This window comes from Pseudomonas sp. COR18 (genome assembly GCF_048568395.1).
Taxonomy (GTDB): Bacteria; Pseudomonadota; Gammaproteobacteria; order Pseudomonadales; family Pseudomonadaceae; genus Aquipseudomonas; species Aquipseudomonas fuscovaginae_B.
In genome coordinates this window covers 4,533,109-4,555,509 of record NZ_CP183808.1, presented here as the reverse complement: position 1 = coordinate 4,555,509, position 22,401 = coordinate 4,533,109, and the positions used below count along the sequence as shown (strand labels likewise).

The following is a 22,401-nucleotide window of genomic DNA, read 5'->3' as shown; positions in this document are numbered from 1 at the left end:
GAGTTTTTTTTATCGGAAAACACCAGTTGACGGCCCTCTGCACCGGGCTTTGCGGATAACCGACCAACGGGTTGCCGGCTGTCCGCGGGCCTGGCGGCTTAAACGATTCACTCGTCGGTTCCATGGCGACAGGGTTCAACTCGCCGGACGGATGTCCTTGATCAACGGCCGCAACGAATAGCCGAGGCGCGGTGCCAGGCCGTCAGCCCGGGCAATCAGCGCGTCCATGTCCAACGCCTGGTCCAGGTCCGCCGGGATGATCAGGATGACATTGCCCTCCTTCACCGGCAGTTCCCAGTAATGCCGGTGATAAAGGCCGCGCAACAGGGCCGCGCCGAGCGGTTTGCCATCATCGGTGGCCCACTGGTTGATCACCAGCCACCCACCGGGGTTGAGCTTCTTCTGGCAGTTTTCCAGGAAGACCCAGGCCAGGTGCCCCGCCCCCGGGCCGACATCGGTATACAGGTCGACGAAGATCAGGTCCGCCGGCTCCGCCGTGTCCAGCAGTTCCAGGGCATCGCCGACCCGAATGTAGAGGCGCGGATCGTCGTCCAGCCCCAGGTACTCGATGGCCAGTCGCGGCACGTCGGGGCGCAGCTCGATGGCCTCGACATCCTCCAGCGGCAGGAACTTCAGGCAGGCCTGGGTCAGCGTCCCGGCGCCCAGCCCGAGGAACAGCGCACTTTCCGGCTGCTCATGGCACAGGGCACCGATCAGCATCGCCCGGGTATAGTCATATTCCAGCCAGCTGGGATCGGCGGTAAACACGCAGCTCTGCTCGATCGCATCGCCAAATTCGAGAAAGCGGTAGTCCTCCACTTCCAGCACGCGAATCATGCCGAAGGCGTCGTGCACTTCAGCCAGCAGACGCTCGACGCGCTCCTCACTCATTTCAACTCCTTGGCGCAACCGGCCACTGCCGGCGCGATGAATCAGCCGCTCGGCCACGAGCGGCAAAGCGCGATTGTCAGCCATGCCACGGCAGCAGGTCACGTACTAATTTGCTGCTACCATGGGTGCCTTACCGTCAACGACTAGAGTGCATGATGAGCCAACCCTGGAGCCCTGACAGCTGGCGCCCCCTGCCGATCCAGCAACAACCGCAATACCCGGACGCCGCTCATCTGCTGCGCGTCGAACAAACCCTGGCCAGTTACCCACCGCTGGTGTTTGCCGGCGAAGCCCGCGAACTGCGTCGCCAGTTCGCCGAGGTCACCGAAGGCCGTGCCTTCCTGCTCCAGGGCGGCGACTGTGCGGAGAGCTTCGCGGAGTTCTCCGCGGCGAAGATTCGCGACACGTTCAAGGTGCTGTTGCAGATGGCGGTGGTCATGACCTTCGCCGCCGGCTGCCCGGTGGTCAAGGTCGGGCGCATGGCCGGCCAGTTCGCCAAGCCGCGCTCGGCCAATGACGAAACCCTCAACGGCGTGACCCTGCCGGCCTACCGTGGCGATATCGTCAATGGCATCGGCTTCGACGCCCAGAGCCGTGCGCCGGACCCCGAACGCCTGCTGCAGTCCTACCACCAGTCGACGGCCACCCTGAACCTGCTGCGGGCCTTCGCCCAGGGCGGCTTTGCCGACCTGCACCAGGTGCACAAGTGGAACCTGGACTTCATCGCCAACTCGGCCCTGGCCGAGAAGTACAGCCAGTTGGCCGACCGTATCGATGAAACCCTGGCCTTCATGCGCGCCTGCGGCCTGGACACTGCACCGCAACTGCGCGAAACCAGCTTCTTCACCGCCCACGAAGCGCTGCTGCTGAACTACGAGGAGGCCTTCGTCCGCCGTGACAGCCTGACCAACGACTACTACGACTGCTCGGCGCACATGCTCTGGATCGGCGACCGCACCCGCCAGCTCGACGGTGCCCACGTCGAATTCCTGCGCGGGGTGAACAACCCGATCGGGGTCAAGGTCGGTCCGAGCATGAACACCGACGAACTGATCCGCCTGATCGACATCCTCAACCCGGACAACGACCCCGGGCGCCTGAACCTGATCGTGCGCATGGGTGCGAACAAGGTGGGCGAGCACCTGCCATCGTTGATTCGTGCGGTGGAAAGCGAAGGCAAGCGCGTGCTGTGGAGTTCCGACCCGATGCACGGCAACACCATCAAGGCCAGCAGCGGCTACAAGACCCGCGACTTCGCGCAGATCCTCAGCGAAGTGAAGCAGTTCTTCCAGGTACACCAGGCCGAAGGCAGCTATGCCGGCGGCATCCACATCGAGATGACCGGGCAGAATGTCACCGAGTGCATCGGTGGTGCACGGCCGATTACCGAGGATGGATTGTCGGATCGGTACCACACCCACTGCGACCCGCGGATGAATGCCGACCAGTCGCTGGAACTGGCGTTCCTGATTGCCGAGACGCTCAAGCAGGTGCGGCGTTGAGCCAATGAGTTGTCTTGCAGTCAGGTAGATCGCATTCGCGGCGAATGCGATCTACCTGACTGCACATCTTTCAGAGCAGCCCACTCAACCGCCGTGCACTCTCGCGCGGACAATTGAGCTGGATATCCGCCAAGCCCAACCAGTCCGCCAACTGCCGCAGGTTGGCCGCCAGCGCCACCATACCCGCGTCGTCAAGTCCCTGTTCCTCTTCATGCACCGCATGCACGGCCAACCGGCCCTGCGCCCGTTCGGCGCGCAGATCGACCCGCGCAGCAATCCGCTCGCCATGCAGGAACGGCAACACGTAATAGCCATAGACCCGCTTGTGCTGCGGCGTGTAGATCTCCAGCCGATAGCGGAAATCGAACAATCGCTCGGTTCGGCTGCGCTCCCAGATCAATGAGTCGAACGGCGACAGCAAGGCGCTGGCCTCGACCTTGCGCGGCACCTTGACCGCTGCCGGACAGTACGCCGGCTGACGCCAGCCCTGTACCTGGCAGAGTTGCACTTCGCCCGCCTCCACCAGTTCCGCCAGGCGCGCCCGACTGTCGGCTGGGTCAAGCCGGTAGTAGTCGCGCAAATCCTTTTCGGTCGCCACCCCGAGGGCCAATGCCGCCTGACGCAGCAGCCCGCGCTGGGCCTCGGCCTCATCGACCGGTGCCTGCCCGAGCACCGCCCTGGGGATCACCCGCTCCGGCAGGTCGTAGAGCCGTTCGAAACCGCGGCGCCCGGCCACGGTGACCTCACCAGCGGCGAACAGCCATTCCAGCGCGTGTTTCTCGGCGCTCCAGTCCCACCAGGGCCCGGCCTTTTCCTCACGGTTCGACAGGCTGCCAGCCCCCAGCGCCCCACGCGCCTCGACCTGCGCCAGCACCCGGCGAATGGTGGCCTGCTGTTCGCGACCGAACTGCGCCATCTGTCTATAGATGCCCTCGCCCCGGGAAGCCCGCACCATGCGCCAGCGCATCAACGGATACAACGCCATCGGCAGCAACGAAGCCTCATGCCCCCAGTACTCGAACAACGTACGTCGTCGCCCCCGGCTCCAGGCGGCCTGGTCGAGCAGATCGGCGGGGTAGTTGCCCAGGCGGGAGAACAGAGGCAGGTAATGGGAACGCACCAGTGCATTGACCGAATCGATCTGCACCACACCCAGGCGCTCGATCAGGCGATTGACCTGCCGCGGCTGGATCGTCACCTGGCGCTGGCGGCTCTGGAATCCCTGGGCCGCCAGCGCCAGGCGACGGGCTTGCTTCAACGAAAACGACAGGTCTGCGGGCATGTACGCCTCCTTGTGAACCCGCAAACTACTCCAGTCGCCCCCTGTTTGGGTAGCACCGGCCCGCTCGCCATCAGCGGCCCTTGCCCAACGGATCGTTCCAGAAGTGCTGATGGGTTTCCCCATCGATATCGGCACGACTGAGCCCGATATCCTTGAGTGCATCGTCGCTCAACGACGCCAGCATCTGGCGCTCGCGGGACAACTGGTACCAGCGCGCCAACCGCTGCCACATACCCGACAGCGACAGCCCCGGACGCGCACCTCCGCCAACCAGCAGATAACCTTTCTGACCTTTCATCATCCTGCCCTCCAGTAGGGGATGACTGAAGTCTGTGCCTGGGGCTAAGATCAATCCAACGAATGTTTCTTATGCAACACATCTCGGAGATTGATGAGTTGTCCAGCTATCCCAGTATCGATACCGACGTCTTGCGCACCTTCGTCGCGATTGCCGAACACGGCGGTTTCACCAAGGCCGGGGAGATGGTCAATCGCACGCAATCGGCCGTGAGCATGCAGATGAAACGGCTGGAGGAAGATGTGCTGCAGCGTCAGCTGTTCGAACGCGACGGCCGGCAGATGCGCCTGACCGCCGAAGGCCAGGTCCTGCTCGGCTACGCCCGGCGGATCCTGAAACTGCAGAGCGAGGTGTTCAATACCCTGCGCGAACCGCACATGGTCGGGCTGGTGCGGATCGGCGTGCCCGATGACTATGTCATGCGTTTCCTGCCGGGCATCCTGTCGCGCTTCGCCCAGTCCTACCCGCTGGTGCAGATCGAAGTGAACTGCGAATCCTCCACGCAGTTGCTGCTGCGCCAGGACCTGGACCTGACCATCGTCACCCGCAAGCCCGGCGACGAAGTCGGCCAGTTGCTGCGCCAGGAACGCCTGGTCTGGGCCGAGGCGCAGAACGCGGCGATCCATGAGCAGAATCCGCTGCCGCTGGCGATGGACGGCATGACCTGCTTCTGCACGCAATGGGCCTGCAATGCCCTCGATGCCCGTGGCCGCGACTACCGGCTGGCCTACAACTGCCCGAGCCTGTCGACGATCATGGCGGTGGTGAATGTCGGGCTGGCGATGACCGCCCAGCTGGAAAGCCTGGTCCCCCAGGACTGGCGCATTCTCGGCGAGGCCGAGGGCCTGCCGCAGTTGCCCCTGCTCAACATCATGCTGGTGCGCCACCCGAACAAGCCCTCGCCGATCACCGAATGCCTGGCCGAGCACATCATCGAAGGCTTCAAGCCTTGAAGCCGAGCAGCAGCGCGCCAATCACCAGGTAAAGACAGAACAACGCGCGCAACACCCTTTCTGGCAGGGCATAGGCCATTTTCACGCCCCAGCTGATACTCAGCAGGCCGCCAACGGCCATCGGGATGCCCATGCGCCAGTCCACTTCGTTGTGCACGGCGTAGGTCACCAGGGTCACGCCGGTGCTGGGCAGCGCCAGGGCCAGCGACAGGCCCTGGGCCACCACCTGTGAAGTGCCGAAGACGATGGTCAGGAACGGCGTCGCCACCACGGCGCCGCCAACCCCGAACAGCCCGCCCATGGCCCCGGAACCGGCGCCCAGCACGGCCAGCCACGGCCAGGGATGGCGCATCTGCGCCGATACCGCGGAGGGCGCCATGAACGACCGCACCAGGTAGAACAGCGCCAACGCCAGCAGGAAGCCGACAAAACACAGACGCATGCTGCGCGGTTCCAGGCCTACCGCCCACAGCGCGCCGAACCAGGCGAAGCAGAAACTCGTCACCACCAGGGGCAAGGCGTGTTTCAACTGGATACGGTTGCGCTGATGATAGCGGTACAAGGCCAGCACCACGTTCGGCACCACCATGACCAGGGCCGTGCCCTGGGCCATCTGCTGATCCAGGCCGAACAGGATACCCAGCACCGGAATCGCGATCAGGCCGCCGCCGATCCCGAAAAGGCCGCCCACGGCCCCCATCGTCACCCCCAGCAGCAGATACTCGATCAACTCAATCACAACCACCTCCCCGCTCGATGGACTGCATGCTACGCAGTCGGCTCTGGCACGGAAACGCACAACAACGCACAATGGCTTTGCCAATTACGCACAGGCAAAGTTCATGAATCCTACCAGCCTCACCGATCAACTCGGCCTGTTTCTCGATGTCCTGGAAGCCGGCAGCTTCTCCGCCGCGTCCCGGCGCCACCCGCTGACGCCCTCGGCGGTGGCCCGGCGGATCGACAGCCTGGAAGCCTCGGTCGGCTCGCGCCTGTTCATCCGCAGCACCCATGCGGTAAGGGCCACCCCCGCCGGGCTGGCGTTTGCCGAACGGGCCCGGCGGATCGTCGCCGAACTGCGCCTGGCCCGGGCCGAAGCGGTATCGCTGAGCAACGCCCCGGAAGGCCTGATCCGCATCGACGCTCCCGCCGCCTTCGGCCGCCGTCACCTGGCCCCGGCCATCGCCGATTTCCTGGTCGAATACCCGGGGCTCGATGTGCAACTGCACCTGATCGACAGTTTCGTCGACATGCAGGGCTCCAACCTGGGCAAGGTCGACCTGGTGCTACGGGCCGGCCAGATGGCCGACACCCGCCTGGTCGCCACTCCCCTGGCCAGCATCGTGCGTATCGCCTGCGCCAGCCCGGCCTATCTCAAGACACGCGGTACGCCCCTGCGCCCCGACGACCTGGGCCGGCACGACGGCCTCGACTGGGATGCCCTCGCGCCGCCGATGGCCTGGCGCTTCGAGCAGGACGGCCAGATGCAACTGCACCGCCCGTCGCGGATCCGCATGACCTCCAACAACGCCGAGGCCCTGCTGTCCGGCGCCCTGAGCGGCCTGGGCGTGGCCCACCTGCCGACCTGGCTCAGCAGCGAGTACCTGTTGCGTGGAGAACTGCTGCCACTGTTTTGCGACAACGGCCTGCCGGAGCCGGAAACCTCCGGCATCTATGCGTTGCGCCTGGATCAGCCGGCCAACTCCCGCAGCCGCCTGCTGCTGGAGTTCCTCAAAAGCCGCTTCAGCCCGATCCCGCCCTGGGACCTGGCCCTGCAAAGCGGACTGGGACGGCACTGACGGGGAAAATTCCCTGGCGCATTAAAGATTCGCCCGCTAGATTCAACAGACGTGACACACAAGGCTTCAGTGATGAACAGCACTACCGACAACTGTGACGACCTGCTCCTGGACAATCAGGTGTGCTTTGCCCTGCACTCCACCTCATTGTTGATGACCAAGGTCTACAAACCCTTGCTCCAGGCGTTGAACCTGACTTATCCACAATACCTGGCGATGATCGTACTCTGGGAACAGGACCGCCTGACCGTAGGTGAAATCAGCAACAGGCTGCTGACCGATCCCGGCTCGCTGACCCCGCTGCTCAAGCGGCTCGAGGCCGAAGGGCTGTTGAGCCGGACCCGCAGCAAGGAGGATGAACGCGTGGTCATCATCGAACTGACCGACGCCGGCCGCGCCCTGCGCGACAAGGCCCGGGGCATTCCGCAATGCATCCTGGCCGCCGGCGGCGGCTCCATGGAGCGCCTGCGCGCCCTGCAGGCCGAACTGCTCGCCCTGCGCGGCCATCTGCAGGACAGCCTCTAGGCCCACTTCCCCCCACGGTGGCGAGCCCGCCCGTCACCGCTGCCTCCCCCCCAAACACAGCACTGGCATACAAGCCGACGCGTTCGGCTGCCGCGACAATTTCACTCGTAGCGCCGCTGCTCCCGGACGGCCCCAAAGCCTGCGAGCAATTTTTTTGAAAATTTATCTTGCACACTAAATATTTGCGCAGTACATTTAAACCGTAATTAGTTAGCACGCAAACATTTAGCGCAAATCAATCATCTGAAATGACGAGGTCTACCATGAAAGCTCTCTATACCGCAGTTGCAACCGCCACCGGTGGCCGTGATGGCCGTGCGATTTCCAGCGACAACATCCTCGACGTGAAACTCGCCACGCCGAAGGAACTCGGCGGTGCCGGTGGTGCAGCCACCAACCCCGAGCAACTGTTCGCCGCCGGCTACTCGGCCTGCTTCATCGGCGCCCTGAAGTTCGTCGCCAGCCAGAGCAAGCGGCAGATCCCGGCTGACGCCTCGATCACCGCCCATGTCGGCATCGGCCAGATCCCTGGCGGTTTCGGCCTGGACATCGACCTGCACATCAGCCTGCCAGGTCTGGAACAGGCTGACGCACAAAGCCTGGTCGATGCAGCCCACCAGGTCTGCCCGTACTCCAACGCCACCCGTGGCAACGTCGACGTCCGCCTGCACGTCACCGTCTGACCGAACCGCCCACCAAGGAGTCGTACATGAACACTTTCAGCAAGGTCCTGACCGGTACTCTGCTCGCCCTGTCCGTCCAGGGGGCGTTCGCCGCCGAAAACGCCGGTATCGAGCACAACACCCAGGCGTTTCTCGATGCACTGAATGCCGGTACCGGCAAGCCGATGGAACAGATGACGCCAACCGAGGCCCGCGCCGTGCTGTCCGGCGCGCAGTCGGGGGTGAAACTGACCCTGCCGCGCACCGACATCAGCCAGAAGACCATCCAGGTCGACGGCCAGCCGCTGCAACTGACCATTGTCCGGCCGGCCGGAGTCAAGGGCACCTTGCCCGTGTTCATGTACTTCCACGGTGGCGGCTGGGTGCTGGGGGACTTCCCCACCCATGAACGGTTGGTGCGCGACCTGGTGGTGGGTTCCGGAGCGGCCGCGGTATTCGTCAACTACACGCCGTCCCCCGAGGCCCACTACCCCACGGCGATCAACCAGGCCTATGCCGCGACGAAATGGGTCGCCGAGCATGGCAAGGAAATCGGTGTCGACGGCAAGCGCCTGGCGGTGGCCGGCAACAGCGTCGGCGGCAACATGGCGGCCGTGGTCAGCCTGATGGCCAAGGACAAGGGCACACCGGCGATCAGGTTCCAGCTGCTGCTGTGGCCGGTGACCGATGCCAGTTTCGAGACGGCGTCCTACAACCAGTATGCCGAGGGTCACTTCCTCAGCAAGAACATGATGAAGTGGTTCTGGGACAACTACACCACCGATGCCGCGCAGCGCAACGAGATCTACGCTTCGCCGCTGCGGGCCACCACGGCACAACTCAAGGGCCTGCCGCCGGCGCTGATCCAGACCGCCGGGGCCGACGTGCTGCGCGACGAGGGCGAGGCCTATGGGCGCAAGCTGGATGAAGCCGGCGTGCCGGTGACCAGCGTACGCTACAACGGCATGATCCACGACTTCGGCCTGCTCAACGTGGTCAGCCAGGTACCGGAAGTCCGCTCGGCCCTGCTGCAGGCCTCCGGGGAACTCAAGCAACACCTGAAGTAAGCGCTGTCACCGTGGGCCTTCGGCGACGTCGAGGGCCCGTTCGCAGGCAAGCCTTGCTCCTACAGGATCTGCGTCGAAGTCGAACTTCAATGACACCACGGATCCTGCAGGAGCAAGGCTTGCCTGCAAAGCTTTTTGCCCCCAAAGCAAGCCCCGGCGAACAGGCATAAAAAAACCCGGAAAGCTCCGGGTTTTTCATGTGACATCGAGCAATTACTTCTTGCTGCGACCCTTGAAGGAGTTGTCACGGGTGTCGATATCGATCCACTCGTCGATCTCGATGAAGTCGGCCACCTGGATCTCGGTGCCGTTGGCCAGCTTGGCAGGCTTCATGACCTTGCCCGAGGTGTCGCCACGAGCAGCGTTCTCGGTGTAGACAACCTGACGGCTGATGGTGGTCGGCAGTTCAACCGATACGACTTTCTCTTCGTACATGGTCAGCGCGCAGACGTCCTGCATGCCTTCCTCGATGTACGGCAGAACGGCGTCGATGTCTTCGGCGTTCAGCTCGTACATGGTGTAGTCGGTGGTGTCCATGAAGGTGTAGGAGTCACCGCTGATGAAGGACAGGGTCACTTCCTTGCGATCGAGGATGACGTCGTCCAGCTTGTCGTCTGCAAAGTAAACGGTTTCGGTCTTGTAACCGGTCAGCAGGTTCTTCAGCTTGGTCTTCATGATCGCGCTGTTGCGACCCGACTTGGTGAATTCAGTCTTCTGAACCAGCCAAGGGTCGTTGTCGATACGCAGCACGGTACCGGGTTTCAGTTCTTTACCAGTTTTCATTGCGAATATCCGAATTTGGATGGGATGTACAAAAATCTAGGCCGCATATCATATCGAACTTTGGCGAAACTGTACCAGCGCTGTCGACAGATCGGTCCGAGAAGCCTGTTCCTGACACCAGCGCTCGGCGTGTTCGGCCAGTTCGCGCTCGTATTGCAACAGCCCCGACCAGGCCGTCGCCATGTCGCCCGCGGTGTTCCAGGCCCGCCACCAGCCATTGAACGCATCGCGCGCCGAGTCCGACAAACCACGGGTATAAAGAGCGAGAAAGGCCTCCAGCTTCTCCAGGTGCACGTCCTCTTCCTGCCGATAGATATGCCAGAGCAACGGCCGGCCGGCCCACTGCGCCCGGACGAACGAGTCTTCGCCGCGAATGGCGTTGAAATCGCAGCTCCACAGCAGTCGATCGTAGTCCTGCTGGGGGACGAACGGCACGACCTGTACCGTCAGCGCACCCCGTACCTGGCTGTCACCGACTTCCAGGCCAGAGACGCCCAGCCAGCCCCGAACATCCGCCAGCACCCGGCCCTCCGGCACCAGCAACCGGGTCGGCCGGGTGTCGGCCGCCAGCGCCTCGAGCCAGCCGGCCACCGCCGGATTCTCGTAGGCGAACAGCGAAATCAGCCGCTCGCCACCACTCACCTCCACCCCGAGGCCCCGCAGGAAGTCGCGCCGCGCCGCGGGATCGGCCTGAAAGGCCCGCCGCTGTTCCAGCAAGCCGGCCTCGCGCAGCAGGCCGCCGGTGCCCGGCAAAAATCCCGGGAAAAAGAAATAACGCTGCACCTGCCTGAACTTCAGCGACGGCAGGCCATGGCAGCCGATTACCCAGTCCTCGGCACTCAGGTAGTCCAGGTTCAGCCAAACGGGAGCCACCGACCGCCGGGCCATCGCCTCCATGTACTCCTCGGGCAACTGGCAGGCGAAGGCCCCGATCACCACATCCGCCGCCTCCACCGCCGGCCATTCGGGCGACCAGTGGCGCACCTCGACCCCCTGCTGCAACTGCCGCAGGCAGTCGATATCGATCTGCGGGCACAGCCGCTCGAAGGCACGCAGATCGTCGACCCACAGGCGCACCGCCAACCCGTGCTCCGCCACCAGTTGCCGGGCCAGGCGCCAGGTCACGCCGATATCGCCGTAGTTGTCGACGACGGTGCAGAAAATATCCCAGTTGGCCGGCATGCAAGGGCTCCGTTTGGCAAAGGCGTCGATTGTCCGCGCAAATCCATCTGCGCAGAAGAGTCCACGTCGATTAATCTTCATGGGACAATTGCAGCCTGCACCGACCCAACCGCCAGGAGGCCGCCATGCCTTATCGCCCACAACCGCCGCGCCGCTTGTATGTCACACTCAATCCACTGCAACTGACCGGCAGCATCGCCCTGGGCATCTGGCTCGGCTTCGTGGCCCTGGCCCTCACCGCCTGGCTGCTGGCACGGGTGTTCATGCCCCAGCCGCTGGCACCCCTGGCCGATGCGGCCCGGCAACTGGGCCAGCCCACGGCCCCGACCGCGCCCGCTGCGCCACAGGCACCGGGCGACTCGACGCAGATGTTCGAACAATACAAGGAAAACCTGCGCAAGAACGAAGAGCAGCAGCGCCTGGACCAGGCCCGCAACAGCTATCGCAACCTGTCCAACCCCAAGTGCCAGTTCTGGCTGCAGCAGGACCAGACCGCCCCCAGCGACAAGAGCCGGGCCAACGTCCTGCAGTTCTGCAATTGAACGGGTTGGGCTGCGTGGACAAGCAGGCGATTCATCAGCGCATCGTCGACACCCTGGCGGTCGACCTCGATGTCCTGCAGCGGGCGGCGCAAACCGCCTACGAAGCCGCCACCCATGAAGAGAATGTCGCCGAGAACAAGTACGACACCCTCGGCCTGGAAGCGTCCTACCTGGCGACCGGCCAGGCCCGGCGCACCGAAGAGATCCGTCAAGCCCTCAAGCGCTGCCGGGAACTGCCCCTGCGCCCCTATGATGAGCAGGTCGGCATCCAGCTCGGCGCCCTGCTGACCCTCGAAGCCGAAAACGGCAGCGAACAATTGCTGTTCCTGGCCCCGGACGCCGCCGGTTTGAAAGTGGAATGGGAGGGGCTCCTGATCACCGTGATCAGCCCGCGCTCGCCCCTGGGCCAGGCGCTGCTGGGCAAGCTCGACGGTGACGAGGTGCAGATCGCCGTCGCCGGGGCCCGGCAAAACTATTGGGTGACCCGCGTCAGTTGAAGCCGCGCCCTACTTGGCCGCCGCCATCAGGCGGTTGACCTCGCTGCGCACCATGCTGGTGTATTCCGGCGGCGACAGGGTATCGAGCTCGGCGCGCACCCACTCCGCCCACTTGCCCTTGCGCTTGGCGCGCTCGCCGAACAGCCGCGCGGCCTCGCCCTTGGCCTTGCCCAGGTTGCTCTGCCAGAGTTCGAACAGGCGTGACTTCTCATCCTCGATGGCGGCCCGCTCGGCCAGGGACTTGTTAGCCAGATTGAAGCTCATTGGAAAATCCTGCGGTGCAAATAGAGCTGTATCTTACACTGTCGCTGGCAACATCCGACCGGGGATTTTCGCTCGCCCCACGGGTGACAGGAAAAATTTGCAACTTTCCCCGCTCCGTTCGACTCCCATTGTTCAGAGCCTCATTCACTTGCAAAGGAATATCGCCATGGCCCGTAAATCCGCCGTACAAGCCGCCGAAGACCAGATCAAGGACCAGGCCTTCAGCGAGTTGCAGGCGCTGATCCAGGAATCGGAAAAGCTGCTCAAGGACAGCGCGACACTGGTCGGCGAAGAAGGTGAAAGCCTGCGCGCCCAGGTCAGCCAGAAACTCAAGCAGGCCCTGGACTCGGTCACCCATGTGCGTGAAACCACCCGTCCGGTGGTCGAGGCGACCGAGACCTACATCGGCGGCCACCCCTGGCAGACCGTGGCGATCTCCGCCGGGTTCGGCCTGGTGGTCGGTCTGCTGCTGGGCCGCCGTTCCTGACCTCATTGCCGAGCTGGCCTAGTACCCGGCCAGCTCGCGCAACTGCCGCAACGCCTCCACCGACAGTTCTATGCCATGCGCCAGCGAGGTGGCCCGTTGCTGGTGCCGCCGGTCACCGGGCAGACGCTGCAGACCCACGCCATGCATCTGGCTGACCAGCGTCTGGCTGCGCTCGGCGAAATCCCTTCCGGCCGAGCGGGCGGGATCGATGACGATGATCAGTTGCCCGGTCCAGGGCGTCTTGGCGCCCGGGTGCCGGGACCAGTCGAACTCGAAGGAAAAATTCCCGCCGGTCAGGGCCGCCGCCAGCAGCTCGACCATCATCGACAGCGCCGAGCCCTTGTGCCCACCGAACGGCAGTAGCGCCCCGCCGTCCAGGATCGCCTTGGGATCGCAGGTCGGTCGTCCCTCACGATCCACGCCAACGCCGGCCGGCAACTGCTCGCCCTTGCGTGCGGCGATCTGCACGTCGCCATGGGCCATAGCGCTGGTGGCCAGGTCGAACACAATCGGGTCGGCGCCGGCCCGGGGGGCGGCAAAGGCGATCGGGTTGGTGCCGAATAATGGCCGTTCGGCGCCATGGGGCACCACGCAGGTCATCGAATTGACCACGCTCAGCGCCACCAGGCCTTCATAGGCGAACGGCTCGACATCCGGCCAGAGCGCTGCGAAGTGGTGGGAATTACGAATGGCCAGCACCGCGATCCCGGCGCTGCGGACCTTCTCCACCAACAGTTCGCGGGCCGCGGCCAGGGCCGGCTGGGCAAAACCGTTGGCGGCATCGACACGCACGAAGCCCGGCGCCACGTCCTCGACCACCGGCACCGCGTGGCCATCGACCCAGCCACTGGCCAGCGTCGAAACGTAACCCGGCATGCGAAACACGCCGTGACTGTGGGCACCATCGCGCTCGGCGCTGGCGCAGTTCCCGGCCAGCACCCGCGCCACCTCCGGCGAGGTGCCGTGGCGCTCGAAAACCTGCTGCAAAAGCACAACCAGATCAGCGTAGGAAATGTGTTGAGTAGCCGTATCGCGTGGTGCAGACATCCGAGACTCCGATTCCGATTGGTTTTATTGGAAGAACGAGAGAAAGCGGTACCAAGGCAGGCGTCGGCACTATCGAACGACCAGCGGGAGGCTGTCAAATGGCGAGAAAATAACTGTACACACTCCTGTAACCATAAGTGTCACATCACTGTGCACAGTAAATCCCTGCGCACCATAAAGTGACAGACCCTCATTCGATCACGGCGATAACGCATCACTCCGAATAGCTGCACAAAGCAAAATAGCTGTTCGATCGGTCAACTTATAGTTCTTCAATTTCATGTAGTTAGTAAACAAAAAGAAGAAAACGAAATTAGCGGGAAATTTTATAGATCGGAAACTGGCACAGAACTGGCTTAGCTCGACAGCGAACTTGTATACAACTTAACCTAAACCTACATACAAAAAGCTCGCCGAGCGCCGCCCCGCCACCCCGCGGGACCTCAGCCCGGAGCCAGGAGCCAGCCGGAATGCCTACCAGTCTCTCGTCACACGCCGCACTGGATCTTCCCGTCTCATCGCTCGACCCCAACACCACCGCCCTCAGTCCGCGCCTGCACAACCCGGATCTGGCGCCGACCCGGGTCGAAGGCCGGCGCTGGGGCGGCTACAGCATCTTCGCCCTGTGGACCAACGATGTGCACAACATCGCCAACTACTCCTTCGCCATCGGCCTCTATGCGATGGGCCTGGGCGGCTGGCAGATTCTGCTGTCGCTGGGTATCGGCGCGGCACTGGTGTATTTTTTCATGAACCTCTCCGGCTTCATGGGCCAGAAGACCGGCGTGCCCTTCCCGGTGATCAGCCGGATCAGCTTCGGCATCCATGGCGCGCAATTGCCGGCGCTGATTCGCGCGGTGATCGCGATTGCCTGGTTCGGTATCCAGACCTACCTGGCCTCCGTCGTCTTCCGGGTGCTGCTGAGCGCCATCCACCCGGGCTTTGCCGACTATGACCACAATTCGATTCTCGGCCTGTCCACGCTTGGCTGGGCCTGCTTCGTGATCATCTGGTTCGTGCAGTTGGTGATCCTGGCCTACGGCATGGAAACGGTCCGCCGCTACGAAGGTTTTGCCGGGCCGGTGATCCTGTTCACCATGGCCGCCCTGGCCGTGTGGATGTACAGCCAGGCCGGCGCGACCATCGCCTGGTCGATCCGCGAGCCGCTGAGCGGCACCGAGATGTGGCGCAACATCTTTGCCGGCGCGGCCCTGTGGCTGTCGATCTACGGCACGCTGATCCTCAACTTCTGCGATTTCGCCCGTTCCTCGCCAAGCCGCCGAACCATCCTGGTCGGCAACTTCTGGGGCCTGCCGGTGAACATCCTGATGTTCGCCGCCATTACCGTGCTGCTCTGCGGCGCCCAATTCCAGATCAACGGCAAAGTGATCCAGAGCCCCACCGACATCATTGCCTCGATCCCCAACACCTTTTTCCTGGTGCTCGGCTGCCTGGCGTTCCTGATCGTCACCGTGGCGGTGAACATCATGGCCAACTTCGTCGCCCCGGCGTTCGTCCTCAGCAATCTGGCACCGCGCCTGCTGACCTTCCGTCGCGCCGGACTGATCAGCGCCGCGATCGCCGTGCTGATCCTGCCGTGGAACCTCTACAACAGCCCGCTGGTGATCGTTTACTTCCTGTCCGGGCTGGGCGCCCTGCTGGGCCCGCTGTACGGGGTGATCATGGTCGACTACTGGTTGCTGCGCAAAGGCCGTGTCGACGTACCGGCGCTGTACAGCGAAGACCCGGCCGGCCCCTACCACTACAGCCATGGCATCAACCTGCGGGCGCTGGCGGCATTCATTCCGGCCGCGCTGATCGCCATCGTGCTGGCCCTGGTGCCGGGGTTCGACAGTGTCTCGCCGTTCTCCTGGATGTTCGGTGCCGGTATCGCCGGGCTGCTCTACCTGCTCATCGCCAGGCGCGACGTCCATTACACCGAGGTCAGCGGCGCCGCGATCGCCGTCGACAACCCCAGCCACTGAACATTCCGGCCCGCCTCAGGCGGGCCTCTCCCCTGCCGAACAAGGATTGCCCCATGCGGATTCTGATCGTCAACGTCAACACCACCGCCTCGATCACTGAGGCCATTGCCCGCCAGGCCCGGGCCGTCGCCGCGCCGGGAACCGAAATCGTCGGTCTGACGCCCTACTTCGGCGCCGACTCGGTGGAGGGCAATTTCGAAAGCTATCTGGCCGCCATCGCCGTCATGGACCGGGTGCTGGCCTACGACCAGCCCTATGACGCAGTGATCCAGGCCGGCTACGGCGAGCACGGCCGCGAAGGCCTGCAGGAGCTGCTCGACGTGCCGGTAGTGGATATCACCGAAGCCGGCGCCAGCACGGCAATGTTTCTCGGCCATGCCTACTCGGTGGTCACCACCCTCGATCGTACCGTGCCGTTGATCGAGGACCGCTTGAAGCTGGCCGGGCTCTATCAGCGTTGTGCCTCGGTGCGGGCCAGTGGCCTGGCGGTGCTGGAACTCGAGGAAGACCCGCAACGGGCGGTGGATGCCATCGTCCGGCAGGCCGAGCGGGCCGTGCAGGATGACAAGGCCGAAGTGATCTGCCTGGGTTGCGGCGGCATGGCCGGCCTCGATGAACAGATCCGCCAGCGCACCGGCGTCCCGGTGGTGGACGGCGTGACCGCCGCGGTAACCCTTGCCGAATCGCTGGTGCGCCTGGGACTGTCGACCTCCAAGGTGCGCACCTACGCCAAGCCGCGGCCGAAGCAGATCATCGGCTGGCCCGGGCATCTGCGTCGTTGACAGCCTGGCCACCGAGGGGGGTGAGTATCTTCAGGACGATGGGCGCGCATCGAACTGCAGCGCCAACCGCTGCTCGGCAAAACACTCGATGATGAAGTCGACGAAGGCCCGGGTCTTGCCCGGCAGCAACCGGTGCTCGGCGTAATAGATCGAGATATGACCATCGTCCACGTACCAGTCGGGCAATACCCGGTGCAGGGTTCCGGCCCGTAGCCAGGGCACGGCGAACGGCATGCTCACCAGGGCCACGCCGAGGCCCTGGGCCGCCACCGCGCAGGCCGCCTCCGAATCGCTCATGGTCATGCACGCCGGCAGGCTCAGCGGCTGCTGCTCGCCGTCGCGGCCGGTCAGTTGCCAGGAACGCACGCGACCGGTCTGCGGTGAACGGATCAGGATCCCCGTGCAACGGCGCAGATCGTCCGGTACCCGCACCGGTGCCTGCCCCGCCAGGTAATCCGCAGAAGCCACCAGCACCCGATGAGCCACCGTCAGCTTGCGTGCCACCACCCCCAGGGGCAGTTCGAACCCACCGCCAATCGCCGCATCGAAACCCTGGCCGATCAGGTCGACCTGGCGGTTATCGAAATGCCAGTCCGGGCGGATCTCCGGGAAGCGCTGCAGGAACTCGCCGAGCAGCGGCACGATGTACAAACGCCCGAACACCGTGCCCATGCTGACCTTGAGGGTTCCCGCCGGACGGCCCTTGGCGCTGGCCAGGTTGGCCACGGCGTTCTGGATGCTGTGCAGGCTGGTGCCGACCTCGGCGAGAAACAACTGCCCGGCTTCGGTCAGGGTCAACCGGCGGGTGCTGCGCTGGAACAGCCGCACGCCGAGACGGGCCTCGAGCTTGGCGACACTCTTGCCCACCGCGGCCGGCGTCAGACCCAGGCGCCGCGCCGCCTCGGCAAAGCTGCCGACTTCGGCGCTACGGACAAAACATTCGATACTGCCGAGGCTTTCCATGATCACCATTATAAACTTATGGTTTACACAGACTGTAGCAATTACCGTCTACCGGGTCATCAATCCACGGTCAATACTTGCCTCCAACGACAAGGCCATCCCCACCTTCCCCTACCGGCCTTGAACCTTGGAGAACGAAATGAGCGAACAACACCTGAGCGGTAAAGTGGCCCTGGTCCAGGGCGGTTCCCGTGGCATCGGCGCGGCCATCGTCAGGCACCTGGCGGCCCAGGGCGCCGCCGTGGCCTTCACCTACGTGAGCTCCGCGGTCAAGGCCGAGGAACTGCGCGACAGTGTCATCGCCAGCGGCGGCAAGGCCCTGGCCATCCACGCCGACAGTGCCGACGCCGACGCGGTGCGCCAGGCGGTCACGCGCACCGTCGAGGCCTTCGGTCGCCTGGATATCCTGGTCAACAATGCCGGCGTGCTGGCGATGGGACCGCTGGAAGCATTCAGCCTGGAGGATTTCGACCGAACCCTGGCCATCAACGTGCGCAGCGTCTTCGTCGCCACCCAGGAAGCCGCACGGCACATGGGCGACGGCGGCCGGGTCATCAACATCGGCAGCACCAACGCCGAACGCATGCCGTTTGCCGGTGGCGCCACCTATGCGATGAGCAAATCGGCACTGGTGGGGCTGACCAAGGGCCTGGCCCGCGACCTCGGCCCCCGTGGCATCACCGTGAACAACGTGCAGCCAGGGCCGGTGGACACCGACATGAACCCGGCCAACGGCGACTTCGCCGACAGCCTGCTGGCACTGATGGCCAGCGGTCGCTATGGCAATGTCGATGAGATCGCCAGCTTCGTCACCTACCTGGCGGGGCCGCAGGCGGGCTACATCACCGGTGCCAGCCTGACCATCGACGGCGGCTTCAGCGCGTGACCTGCACGGGGCTGCCGGGGTGTTCCCGGCGGCCCAGCGCCTGCTCCAGCAACACCAGAAACGCCGCCGCCGCCGGCGTCGGCCGATGGGACCAGACCGCGTATAGGTGCCGTGACGGTGCGTCGTACACCGGCACCGTCACCACGCCACTGAAGCCCTCGGCAATCCGGCTCGGCACCAGGCCCAGCGCCAATCCACGCCGGACGAACTCACCCACCAGCATCACGTTACCCGCCTCGAACTGCACCCGGTGCCGCAATCCGGCCGCGGCAAAGGCCTCGTCGGTCTGCCGGCGCCCGGCGGTGCCGGCCTGGAAGTCCACCAGCGGCTGGTCCTCCAGTTTCGCCAACGGCAGGCACTCGTAGCTGGCCAGTGGATGGCCGGGCGGCACCACCGCCACCAGTTCCTCCTCGGCCAGCAGGCGCATCGCCAGCCCCTCGATCTTCTCCCCCGGCCACAGGCCGACGAAGGCCAGGTCCAACCGACGCTCGCGGACATCCGCCATGAGCAGTTCGCTCTTGCTCATGTTCAGGTGAATATCCACCTGTGGGTAAAGCCCGTGAAACCGCGCCAGCAATTCCACCAGATCGACCTCGGTCAGCGACGAGATCTTGCCGATGGACAGGCTGCCGCGCACCTCCCCCGACACCGCCGCCACCTCGGCGACAATCCGACGGGTCGCCTCCAGCGCCGGTCGGGCGCTGCGCACGAAGGCCTCGCCAGCGGCGGTCAGCCGGACCTTGCGCGAACTGCGCTCGAACAGCGGCGTGCCCAGGTGTTCCTCCAGCCGGGCGATCTGATGGCTGAGCGCCGACTGGACGATATGGCAACGCTCCGCCGCCCGGGTAAAGCTGCCCTCGTCCGCCACTGCCAGGGCGTATTCGATCTGCTTCAGGTTCATCGCCTGTATCTCGTTTGCAGATGGATAAAATGAAAACAATGCATTGGCGTCATGCTAAGACATTCCGAATACTCCGCACACCCAGATCACACAACGAGACAGGCAATGTCCGACACACCGAACAAACCCTTGAGTACTGCCCTGATCCTGCTGATGGCCACCGCAACCGGCCTGGCCGTGGCCAGTAACTATTACGCCCAGCCACTGCTGCACACCATCGCCCAGCAACTGGGCCTGAGCATGGCCACCGCCGGGACCATCGTCATCACCGCCCAGTTGAGCTACGGTGCCGGCCTGTTGCTGCTGGTGCCGCTGGGCGATCTGTTCGAACAGCGCCGGCTGATCGTGGTCATGACCCTGATCAGCGCCATCGGCCTGCTGATCAGCGCCTTCGCACCGGGCCTGCCCTGGCTGCTGCTGGGCACCGCTCTGACCGGGCTGTTCTCGGTGGTGGCCCAGGTGCTGGTGCCGATGGCCGCCAGCCTGACGCCACCGGAGCAACGTGGACGAGTCGTCGGCACACTGATGAGCGGCCTGCTGCTGGGTATCCTGCTGGCGCGCACGGCGGCCGGAGCGCTGTCATCGTTCGGCGACTGGCGCGCCATCTATCTGCTGGCTGCCGGGCTGATGTTCGTCTGCGCCCTCGCCTTGTCCCGGGCCCTGCCGCACCACCGGCAGAATGCCGGGCTGAGCTACCCGGCCCTGCTCGGCTCGGTGTTCCGGCTGTTCGTCGAGGAACCGGTGCTGCGTCTGCGGGCGGTCCTGGGCCTGCTGAGCTTCTGCCTGTTCGCGCTGTTCTGGACGCCGTTGGCGTTCCTGCTGGCGAATCCTCCCTACGGCTATTCGGATGGCGTGATCGGCCTGTTCGGCCTGGCCGGTGCCGTCGGCGCCATGGCCGCCAACCTCGGCGGGCGCATGGCCGACCGCGGCAAGGGCGAGTTCGCCACCACTATCGGCCTGCTGGCGCTGTTGCTGTCCTGGCTGCCGCTGGGGTTCGCCGGGCACTCGCTGGTGGCGCTGCTGGCCGGGGTGCTGGTACTCGACTTCGCCGTGCAACTGGTGCACGTGAGCAATCAGAACGCGGTCTTCAAGGTGCGCCCGGCGGCGCGCAACCGCCTGAATGCCGGCTACATCACCTGCTACTTCGTCGGCGGCGCACTGGGCTCGCTGCTGGGGGCGCAGCTGTGGGGGCCCTATGGCTGGAACGGGATCGTCGTCGCCGGCGGGCTGATCTCGGCGCTGGCGCTGGGGATCTGGGCCTGGGTGCAGCGGCGGATCGGGGCGACGGTGTCGGCCTGATCCGGACGCGGGCCGCGGTGAAGAACGATAACGAGGTCTTGCCGATAAAGACGCGTCGCCTTCTTCGCGGCGGAAAACGCCCCAGTCAGGCACTGGCCCAGTCGATCGCCGGCAACCCCATCGGCTCCAGGGCAAAGTGCTTGAGCGAAGTCACCACCCGGTCGGCATGGTGATACTTCTCCACCGCCATCGCCGGGTCAGGTACCGCCACCGCGTACATCCCGGCCGCCTTCGCCGCCGTCACCCCGAATGGCGAATCCTCGAACACCAGGCAGTCCTCGGCCGCCACGCCGAGGCGGCTGGCGGCCAGCAGGAAGATATCCGGCGCCGGCTTGGCCTGGCCCACCAGCGGGTCATCGGCCGTGACAATGGTGTCGAACAGGGCGAACCACTCGCGATGCCGGGTGGTCTTGAGCTCGAACGAGCCCCGCGAGGAACTGGTCCCCACCGCAATCGGAATGTTGTGCGCCGACAGATGGCGCACCAGCGCCTCGGCACCGGCCATCGACCCGGCCAGGGGGAAGCGTTCGCGCATCAGCGGCTCACGCACCGCAAGAAACTCCTCGGGGCTGATCGGCAGGTCCATGGCCTCCACCACATAACGCGCCAGGTCGCCCGCGCCGCGACCGATGATGTTCTGCTTGTGACTCCAGTCGAAGCGACGGCCATAACGACCGACGATGATCTGCGTAACCTCCGAATAGATACCCTCGGTGTCGAGCAGCAAACCGTCCATGTCGAAAATCACGGCCTTTATCGGGCCCGGGGAAGCAAAATCAGCAGCAGTCATCGCATCCGATCCGTATACAGGAAGTTGAATTCAGGGCGGCTCAGGTGCGGCCAGGGAAGTGCAAGCGTCGCAGAGCCGGGTGATTGTTTCCATCGTTGAATGACGCGGTGATGTCCATCCGCGAAAAAAGCGTTATTGCCCACCCCATGCAACGAGCACGCGGAAGCGCAAATTTGAGCAGTCATTTTCCCTGTGGCGCACTATCATGTCCGCAGTTTTCCAGGCCCGTGGCCATCGTATCGCACAGAGACGCCAGCATGATCCCCAAAGAATCCCGCAGCGAGGTCGCCCTCGCCAAGTTCCTCGACGCCAACCCGCATCTGCGCGAAGAGACCCAGGGCCTGAGCCCGACCGAACAGCAGCAGCAATTTCAGTGGGCCTTCGAGGACGAAGCGCAAAACCAGGGCATCGAACCCTGGGAACTGAGGCTGCAACTGATCGCCGAGAACCCGCAGGAACTGCAGGCCATGCGCCTGGAAGTGCACCGTGAAGTGGCCGAGGCACTGGGCATGGACTGGGACGAATACTGCTCGTTCAACGATATTTGCGAAGACTGAACCCCCGCCATTCGTCGATTCACCGGCACCAACAGCCGCCACGCAAGGCCCAAGATCAGGTAAGGACTCTCGAACGAGGAGACTGACCATGATTTCATCAAGACTTGCGACGCTGCTGTTGACCGGTCTGTTGTCATCGGTATCCCTGGCGAGTTTCGCCGCGCCATCCACGACCGGGCCGACCAACCCGGTACAGGAACCCAAGCCGCCCCAACTGCCCGGCGGTATCAACCCCGACAATGGCAGCGTGATCAAGAACGGCGCCCTGCCCCCAGGCAACGGCATCGACCCGCGCAACCAGGGCAACGACACCGGCCGCCAGGGCGGCATGAACACCGATGGCAATGGCCCCATCGGCGACGGCCACGTCCCGGGCTCCGGCAACAAGGGAACGGGTTCGAGCGGAACCGGCGGTTCAGGTACCCCGTAGATCCTCGACGGCGCCGTCGCGCTCCGT

26 protein-coding genes are annotated in these 22,401 nt (G+C 64.4%); 15 read left to right on the top strand and 11 right to left on the bottom strand.

What is annotated here, in order from left to right:
• Window positions 1-135: 135 nt before the first annotated feature.
• Entirely contained in the window at window positions 136-891 is a 756-nt protein-coding gene (locus ACM62G_RS21120; protein WP_054060769.1) for a spermidine synthase, read from the bottom strand.
• 155 nt (window positions 892-1,046) lie between these two features.
• Here ACM62G_RS21120 and ACM62G_RS21115 point away from each other — a divergent pair, with 155 nt between their 5' ends.
• Window positions 1,047-2,393: a class II 3-deoxy-7-phosphoheptulonate synthase gene (locus ACM62G_RS21115; protein ID WP_273825489.1), complete on the top strand. Its 1,347-nt coding sequence runs from the start codon at window positions 1,047-1,049 to the stop codon at window positions 2,391-2,393.
• A 70-nt stretch (window positions 2,394-2,463) separates the two neighbouring features.
• Here ACM62G_RS21115 and ACM62G_RS21110 read toward each other — a convergent pair whose 3' ends face one another.
• A complete protein-coding gene (locus ACM62G_RS21110) occupies window positions 2,464-3,675 on the bottom strand; it encodes a winged helix-turn-helix domain-containing protein (RefSeq protein WP_419735471.1) in 1,212 nt (403 codons plus the stop codon).
• A 70-nt stretch (window positions 3,676-3,745) separates the two neighbouring features.
• On the bottom strand, window positions 3,746-3,973 hold the full coding sequence (locus tag ACM62G_RS21105) for a DUF1127 domain-containing protein (RefSeq protein ID WP_419735470.1): 228 nt from the start codon (window positions 3,971-3,973) through the stop codon (window positions 3,746-3,748).
• Window positions 3,974-4,071: 98 nt separating this feature from the next.
• Here ACM62G_RS21105 and ACM62G_RS21100 point away from each other — a divergent pair, with 98 nt between their 5' ends.
• The gene (locus tag ACM62G_RS21100; protein WP_192842793.1) at window positions 4,072-4,926 is read left to right on the top strand and encodes a LysR family transcriptional regulator; all 855 of its coding nucleotides are present in this window, start codon (window positions 4,072-4,074) and stop codon (window positions 4,924-4,926) included.
• On the opposite strand, the gene ACM62G_RS21095 is transcribed toward ACM62G_RS21100, so the two are convergent.
• The gene (locus ACM62G_RS21095) at window positions 4,916-5,665 is read right to left on the bottom strand and encodes a sulfite exporter TauE/SafE family protein (RefSeq protein ID WP_054060773.1); all 750 of its coding nucleotides are present in this window, start codon (window positions 5,663-5,665) and stop codon (window positions 4,916-4,918) included. The genes ACM62G_RS21100 and ACM62G_RS21095 overlap by 11 nt on opposite strands.
• A 103-nt stretch (window positions 5,666-5,768) precedes the next feature.
• On the opposite strand from ACM62G_RS21095, the gene ACM62G_RS21090 reads away from it, so the two are divergent.
• From ACM62G_RS21090 to ACM62G_RS21075, 4 genes are all read left to right on the top strand, one after another.
• Window positions 5,769-6,725: a LysR family transcriptional regulator gene (locus tag ACM62G_RS21090; RefSeq protein ID WP_273826225.1), complete on the top strand. Its 957-nt coding sequence runs from the start codon at window positions 5,769-5,771 to the stop codon at window positions 6,723-6,725.
• 72 nt (window positions 6,726-6,797) lie between these two features.
• Entirely contained in the window at window positions 6,798-7,250 is a 453-nt protein-coding gene (locus ACM62G_RS21085) for a MarR family winged helix-turn-helix transcriptional regulator (RefSeq protein ID WP_054059750.1), read from the top strand.
• Between the two features lie 263 nt (window positions 7,251-7,513).
• The gene (locus ACM62G_RS21080; protein WP_054059751.1) at window positions 7,514-7,933 is read left to right on the top strand and encodes an organic hydroperoxide resistance protein; all 420 of its coding nucleotides are present in this window, start codon (window positions 7,514-7,516) and stop codon (window positions 7,931-7,933) included.
• Between the two features lie 26 nt (window positions 7,934-7,959).
• Window positions 7,960-8,979, top strand: a complete 1,020-nt coding sequence (locus ACM62G_RS21075) for an alpha/beta hydrolase (RefSeq protein WP_273826226.1) — start codon at window positions 7,960-7,962, stop codon at window positions 8,977-8,979.
• 213 nt (window positions 8,980-9,192) lie between these two features.
• Here the strand turns inward: ACM62G_RS21075 and efp are convergent, their stop codons facing one another.
• Together efp and earP are read right to left on the bottom strand one after the other, a co-directional pair.
• Window positions 9,193-9,762, bottom strand: coding sequence for an elongation factor P (gene efp, locus ACM62G_RS21070; RefSeq protein ID WP_017905681.1), 570 nt, complete (start codon window positions 9,760-9,762; stop codon window positions 9,193-9,195).
• Window positions 9,763-9,810: 48 nt separating this feature from the next.
• Window positions 9,811-10,944 carry an elongation factor P maturation arginine rhamnosyltransferase EarP gene (gene earP, locus ACM62G_RS21065; protein ID WP_419735469.1) on the bottom strand — a complete coding sequence of 378 codons (1,134 nt, stop codon included), beginning with the start codon at window positions 10,942-10,944 and terminating at the stop codon, window positions 9,811-9,813.
• Window positions 10,945-11,069: 125 nt separating this feature from the next.
• Between earP and ACM62G_RS21060 the strand changes: the two genes are divergently transcribed.
• Complete coding sequence (locus tag ACM62G_RS21060; RefSeq protein ID WP_054059754.1) at window positions 11,070-11,486, top strand: hypothetical protein; 417 nt, start codon at window positions 11,070-11,072, stop codon at window positions 11,484-11,486.
• Between the two features lie 14 nt (window positions 11,487-11,500).
• A complete protein-coding gene (locus tag ACM62G_RS21055; protein ID WP_419735468.1) occupies window positions 11,501-11,983 on the top strand; it encodes a GreA/GreB family elongation factor in 483 nt (160 codons plus the stop codon).
• Between the two features lie 9 nt (window positions 11,984-11,992).
• Here the strand turns inward: ACM62G_RS21055 and ACM62G_RS21050 are convergent, their stop codons facing one another.
• Window positions 11,993-12,247: a hypothetical protein gene (locus ACM62G_RS21050; protein WP_010447072.1), complete on the bottom strand. Its 255-nt coding sequence runs from the start codon at window positions 12,245-12,247 to the stop codon at window positions 11,993-11,995.
• 166 nt (window positions 12,248-12,413) lie between these two features.
• Here ACM62G_RS21050 and ACM62G_RS21045 point away from each other — a divergent pair, with 166 nt between their 5' ends.
• The gene (locus ACM62G_RS21045; RefSeq protein ID WP_054059755.1) at window positions 12,414-12,734 is read left to right on the top strand and encodes a DUF883 family protein; all 321 of its coding nucleotides are present in this window, start codon (window positions 12,414-12,416) and stop codon (window positions 12,732-12,734) included.
• Window positions 12,735-12,752: 18 nt separating this feature from the next.
• Here the strand turns inward: ACM62G_RS21045 and ACM62G_RS21040 are convergent, their stop codons facing one another.
• Window positions 12,753-13,781 carry an Ldh family oxidoreductase gene (locus tag ACM62G_RS21040; RefSeq protein ID WP_419735467.1) on the bottom strand — a complete coding sequence of 343 codons (1,029 nt, stop codon included), beginning with the start codon at window positions 13,779-13,781 and terminating at the stop codon, window positions 12,753-12,755.
• Window positions 13,782-14,251: 470 nt separating this feature from the next.
• On the opposite strand from ACM62G_RS21040, the gene ACM62G_RS21035 reads away from it, so the two are divergent.
• On the top strand, window positions 14,252-15,766 hold the full coding sequence (locus ACM62G_RS21035) for an NCS1 family nucleobase:cation symporter-1 (RefSeq protein ID WP_273826230.1): 1,515 nt from the start codon (window positions 14,252-14,254) through the stop codon (window positions 15,764-15,766).
• Window positions 15,767-15,819: 53 nt separating this feature from the next.
• Window positions 15,820-16,548 carry an aspartate/glutamate racemase family protein gene (locus ACM62G_RS21030; RefSeq protein WP_273826231.1) on the top strand — a complete coding sequence of 243 codons (729 nt, stop codon included), beginning with the start codon at window positions 15,820-15,822 and terminating at the stop codon, window positions 16,546-16,548.
• A 30-nt stretch (window positions 16,549-16,578) separates the two neighbouring features.
• On the opposite strand, the gene ACM62G_RS21025 is transcribed toward ACM62G_RS21030, so the two are convergent.
• Window positions 16,579-17,511 carry a LysR family transcriptional regulator gene (locus ACM62G_RS21025; protein WP_054063124.1) on the bottom strand — a complete coding sequence of 311 codons (933 nt, stop codon included), beginning with the start codon at window positions 17,509-17,511 and terminating at the stop codon, window positions 16,579-16,581.
• A 139-nt stretch (window positions 17,512-17,650) separates the two neighbouring features.
• Here ACM62G_RS21025 and ACM62G_RS21020 point away from each other — a divergent pair, with 139 nt between their 5' ends.
• Window positions 17,651-18,397 carry a 3-oxoacyl-ACP reductase family protein gene (locus ACM62G_RS21020; protein WP_419735466.1) on the top strand — a complete coding sequence of 249 codons (747 nt, stop codon included), beginning with the start codon at window positions 17,651-17,653 and terminating at the stop codon, window positions 18,395-18,397.
• Here the strand turns inward: ACM62G_RS21020 and ACM62G_RS21015 are convergent.
• Window positions 18,387-19,298, bottom strand: coding sequence for a LysR family transcriptional regulator (locus ACM62G_RS21015; RefSeq protein WP_054062951.1), 912 nt, complete (start codon window positions 19,296-19,298; stop codon window positions 18,387-18,389). The genes ACM62G_RS21020 and ACM62G_RS21015 overlap by 11 nt on opposite strands.
• Before the next feature lie 105 nt (window positions 19,299-19,403).
• Here ACM62G_RS21015 and ACM62G_RS21010 point away from each other — a divergent pair, with 105 nt between their 5' ends.
• Window positions 19,404-20,597 (top strand): MFS transporter, encoded by a 1,194-nt coding sequence (locus tag ACM62G_RS21010; protein WP_419735465.1) that lies wholly within the window; start codon window positions 19,404-19,406, stop codon window positions 20,595-20,597.
• Between the two features lie 85 nt (window positions 20,598-20,682).
• Here the strand turns inward: ACM62G_RS21010 and ACM62G_RS21005 are convergent, their stop codons facing one another.
• The gene (locus ACM62G_RS21005; protein ID WP_419735464.1) at window positions 20,683-21,387 is read right to left on the bottom strand and encodes an HAD-IA family hydrolase; all 705 of its coding nucleotides are present in this window, start codon (window positions 21,385-21,387) and stop codon (window positions 20,683-20,685) included.
• A 257-nt stretch (window positions 21,388-21,644) separates the two neighbouring features.
• Here ACM62G_RS21005 and ACM62G_RS21000 point away from each other — a divergent pair, with 257 nt between their 5' ends.
• The gene (locus tag ACM62G_RS21000) at window positions 21,645-21,944 is read left to right on the top strand and encodes a DUF6388 family protein (protein ID WP_419735463.1); all 300 of its coding nucleotides are present in this window, start codon (window positions 21,645-21,647) and stop codon (window positions 21,942-21,944) included.
• Window positions 21,945-22,032: 88 nt separating this feature from the next.
• A complete protein-coding gene (locus ACM62G_RS20995) occupies window positions 22,033-22,374 on the top strand; it encodes a hypothetical protein (RefSeq protein ID WP_419735462.1) in 342 nt (113 codons plus the stop codon).
• Window positions 22,375-22,401 lie beyond the last annotated feature (27 nt).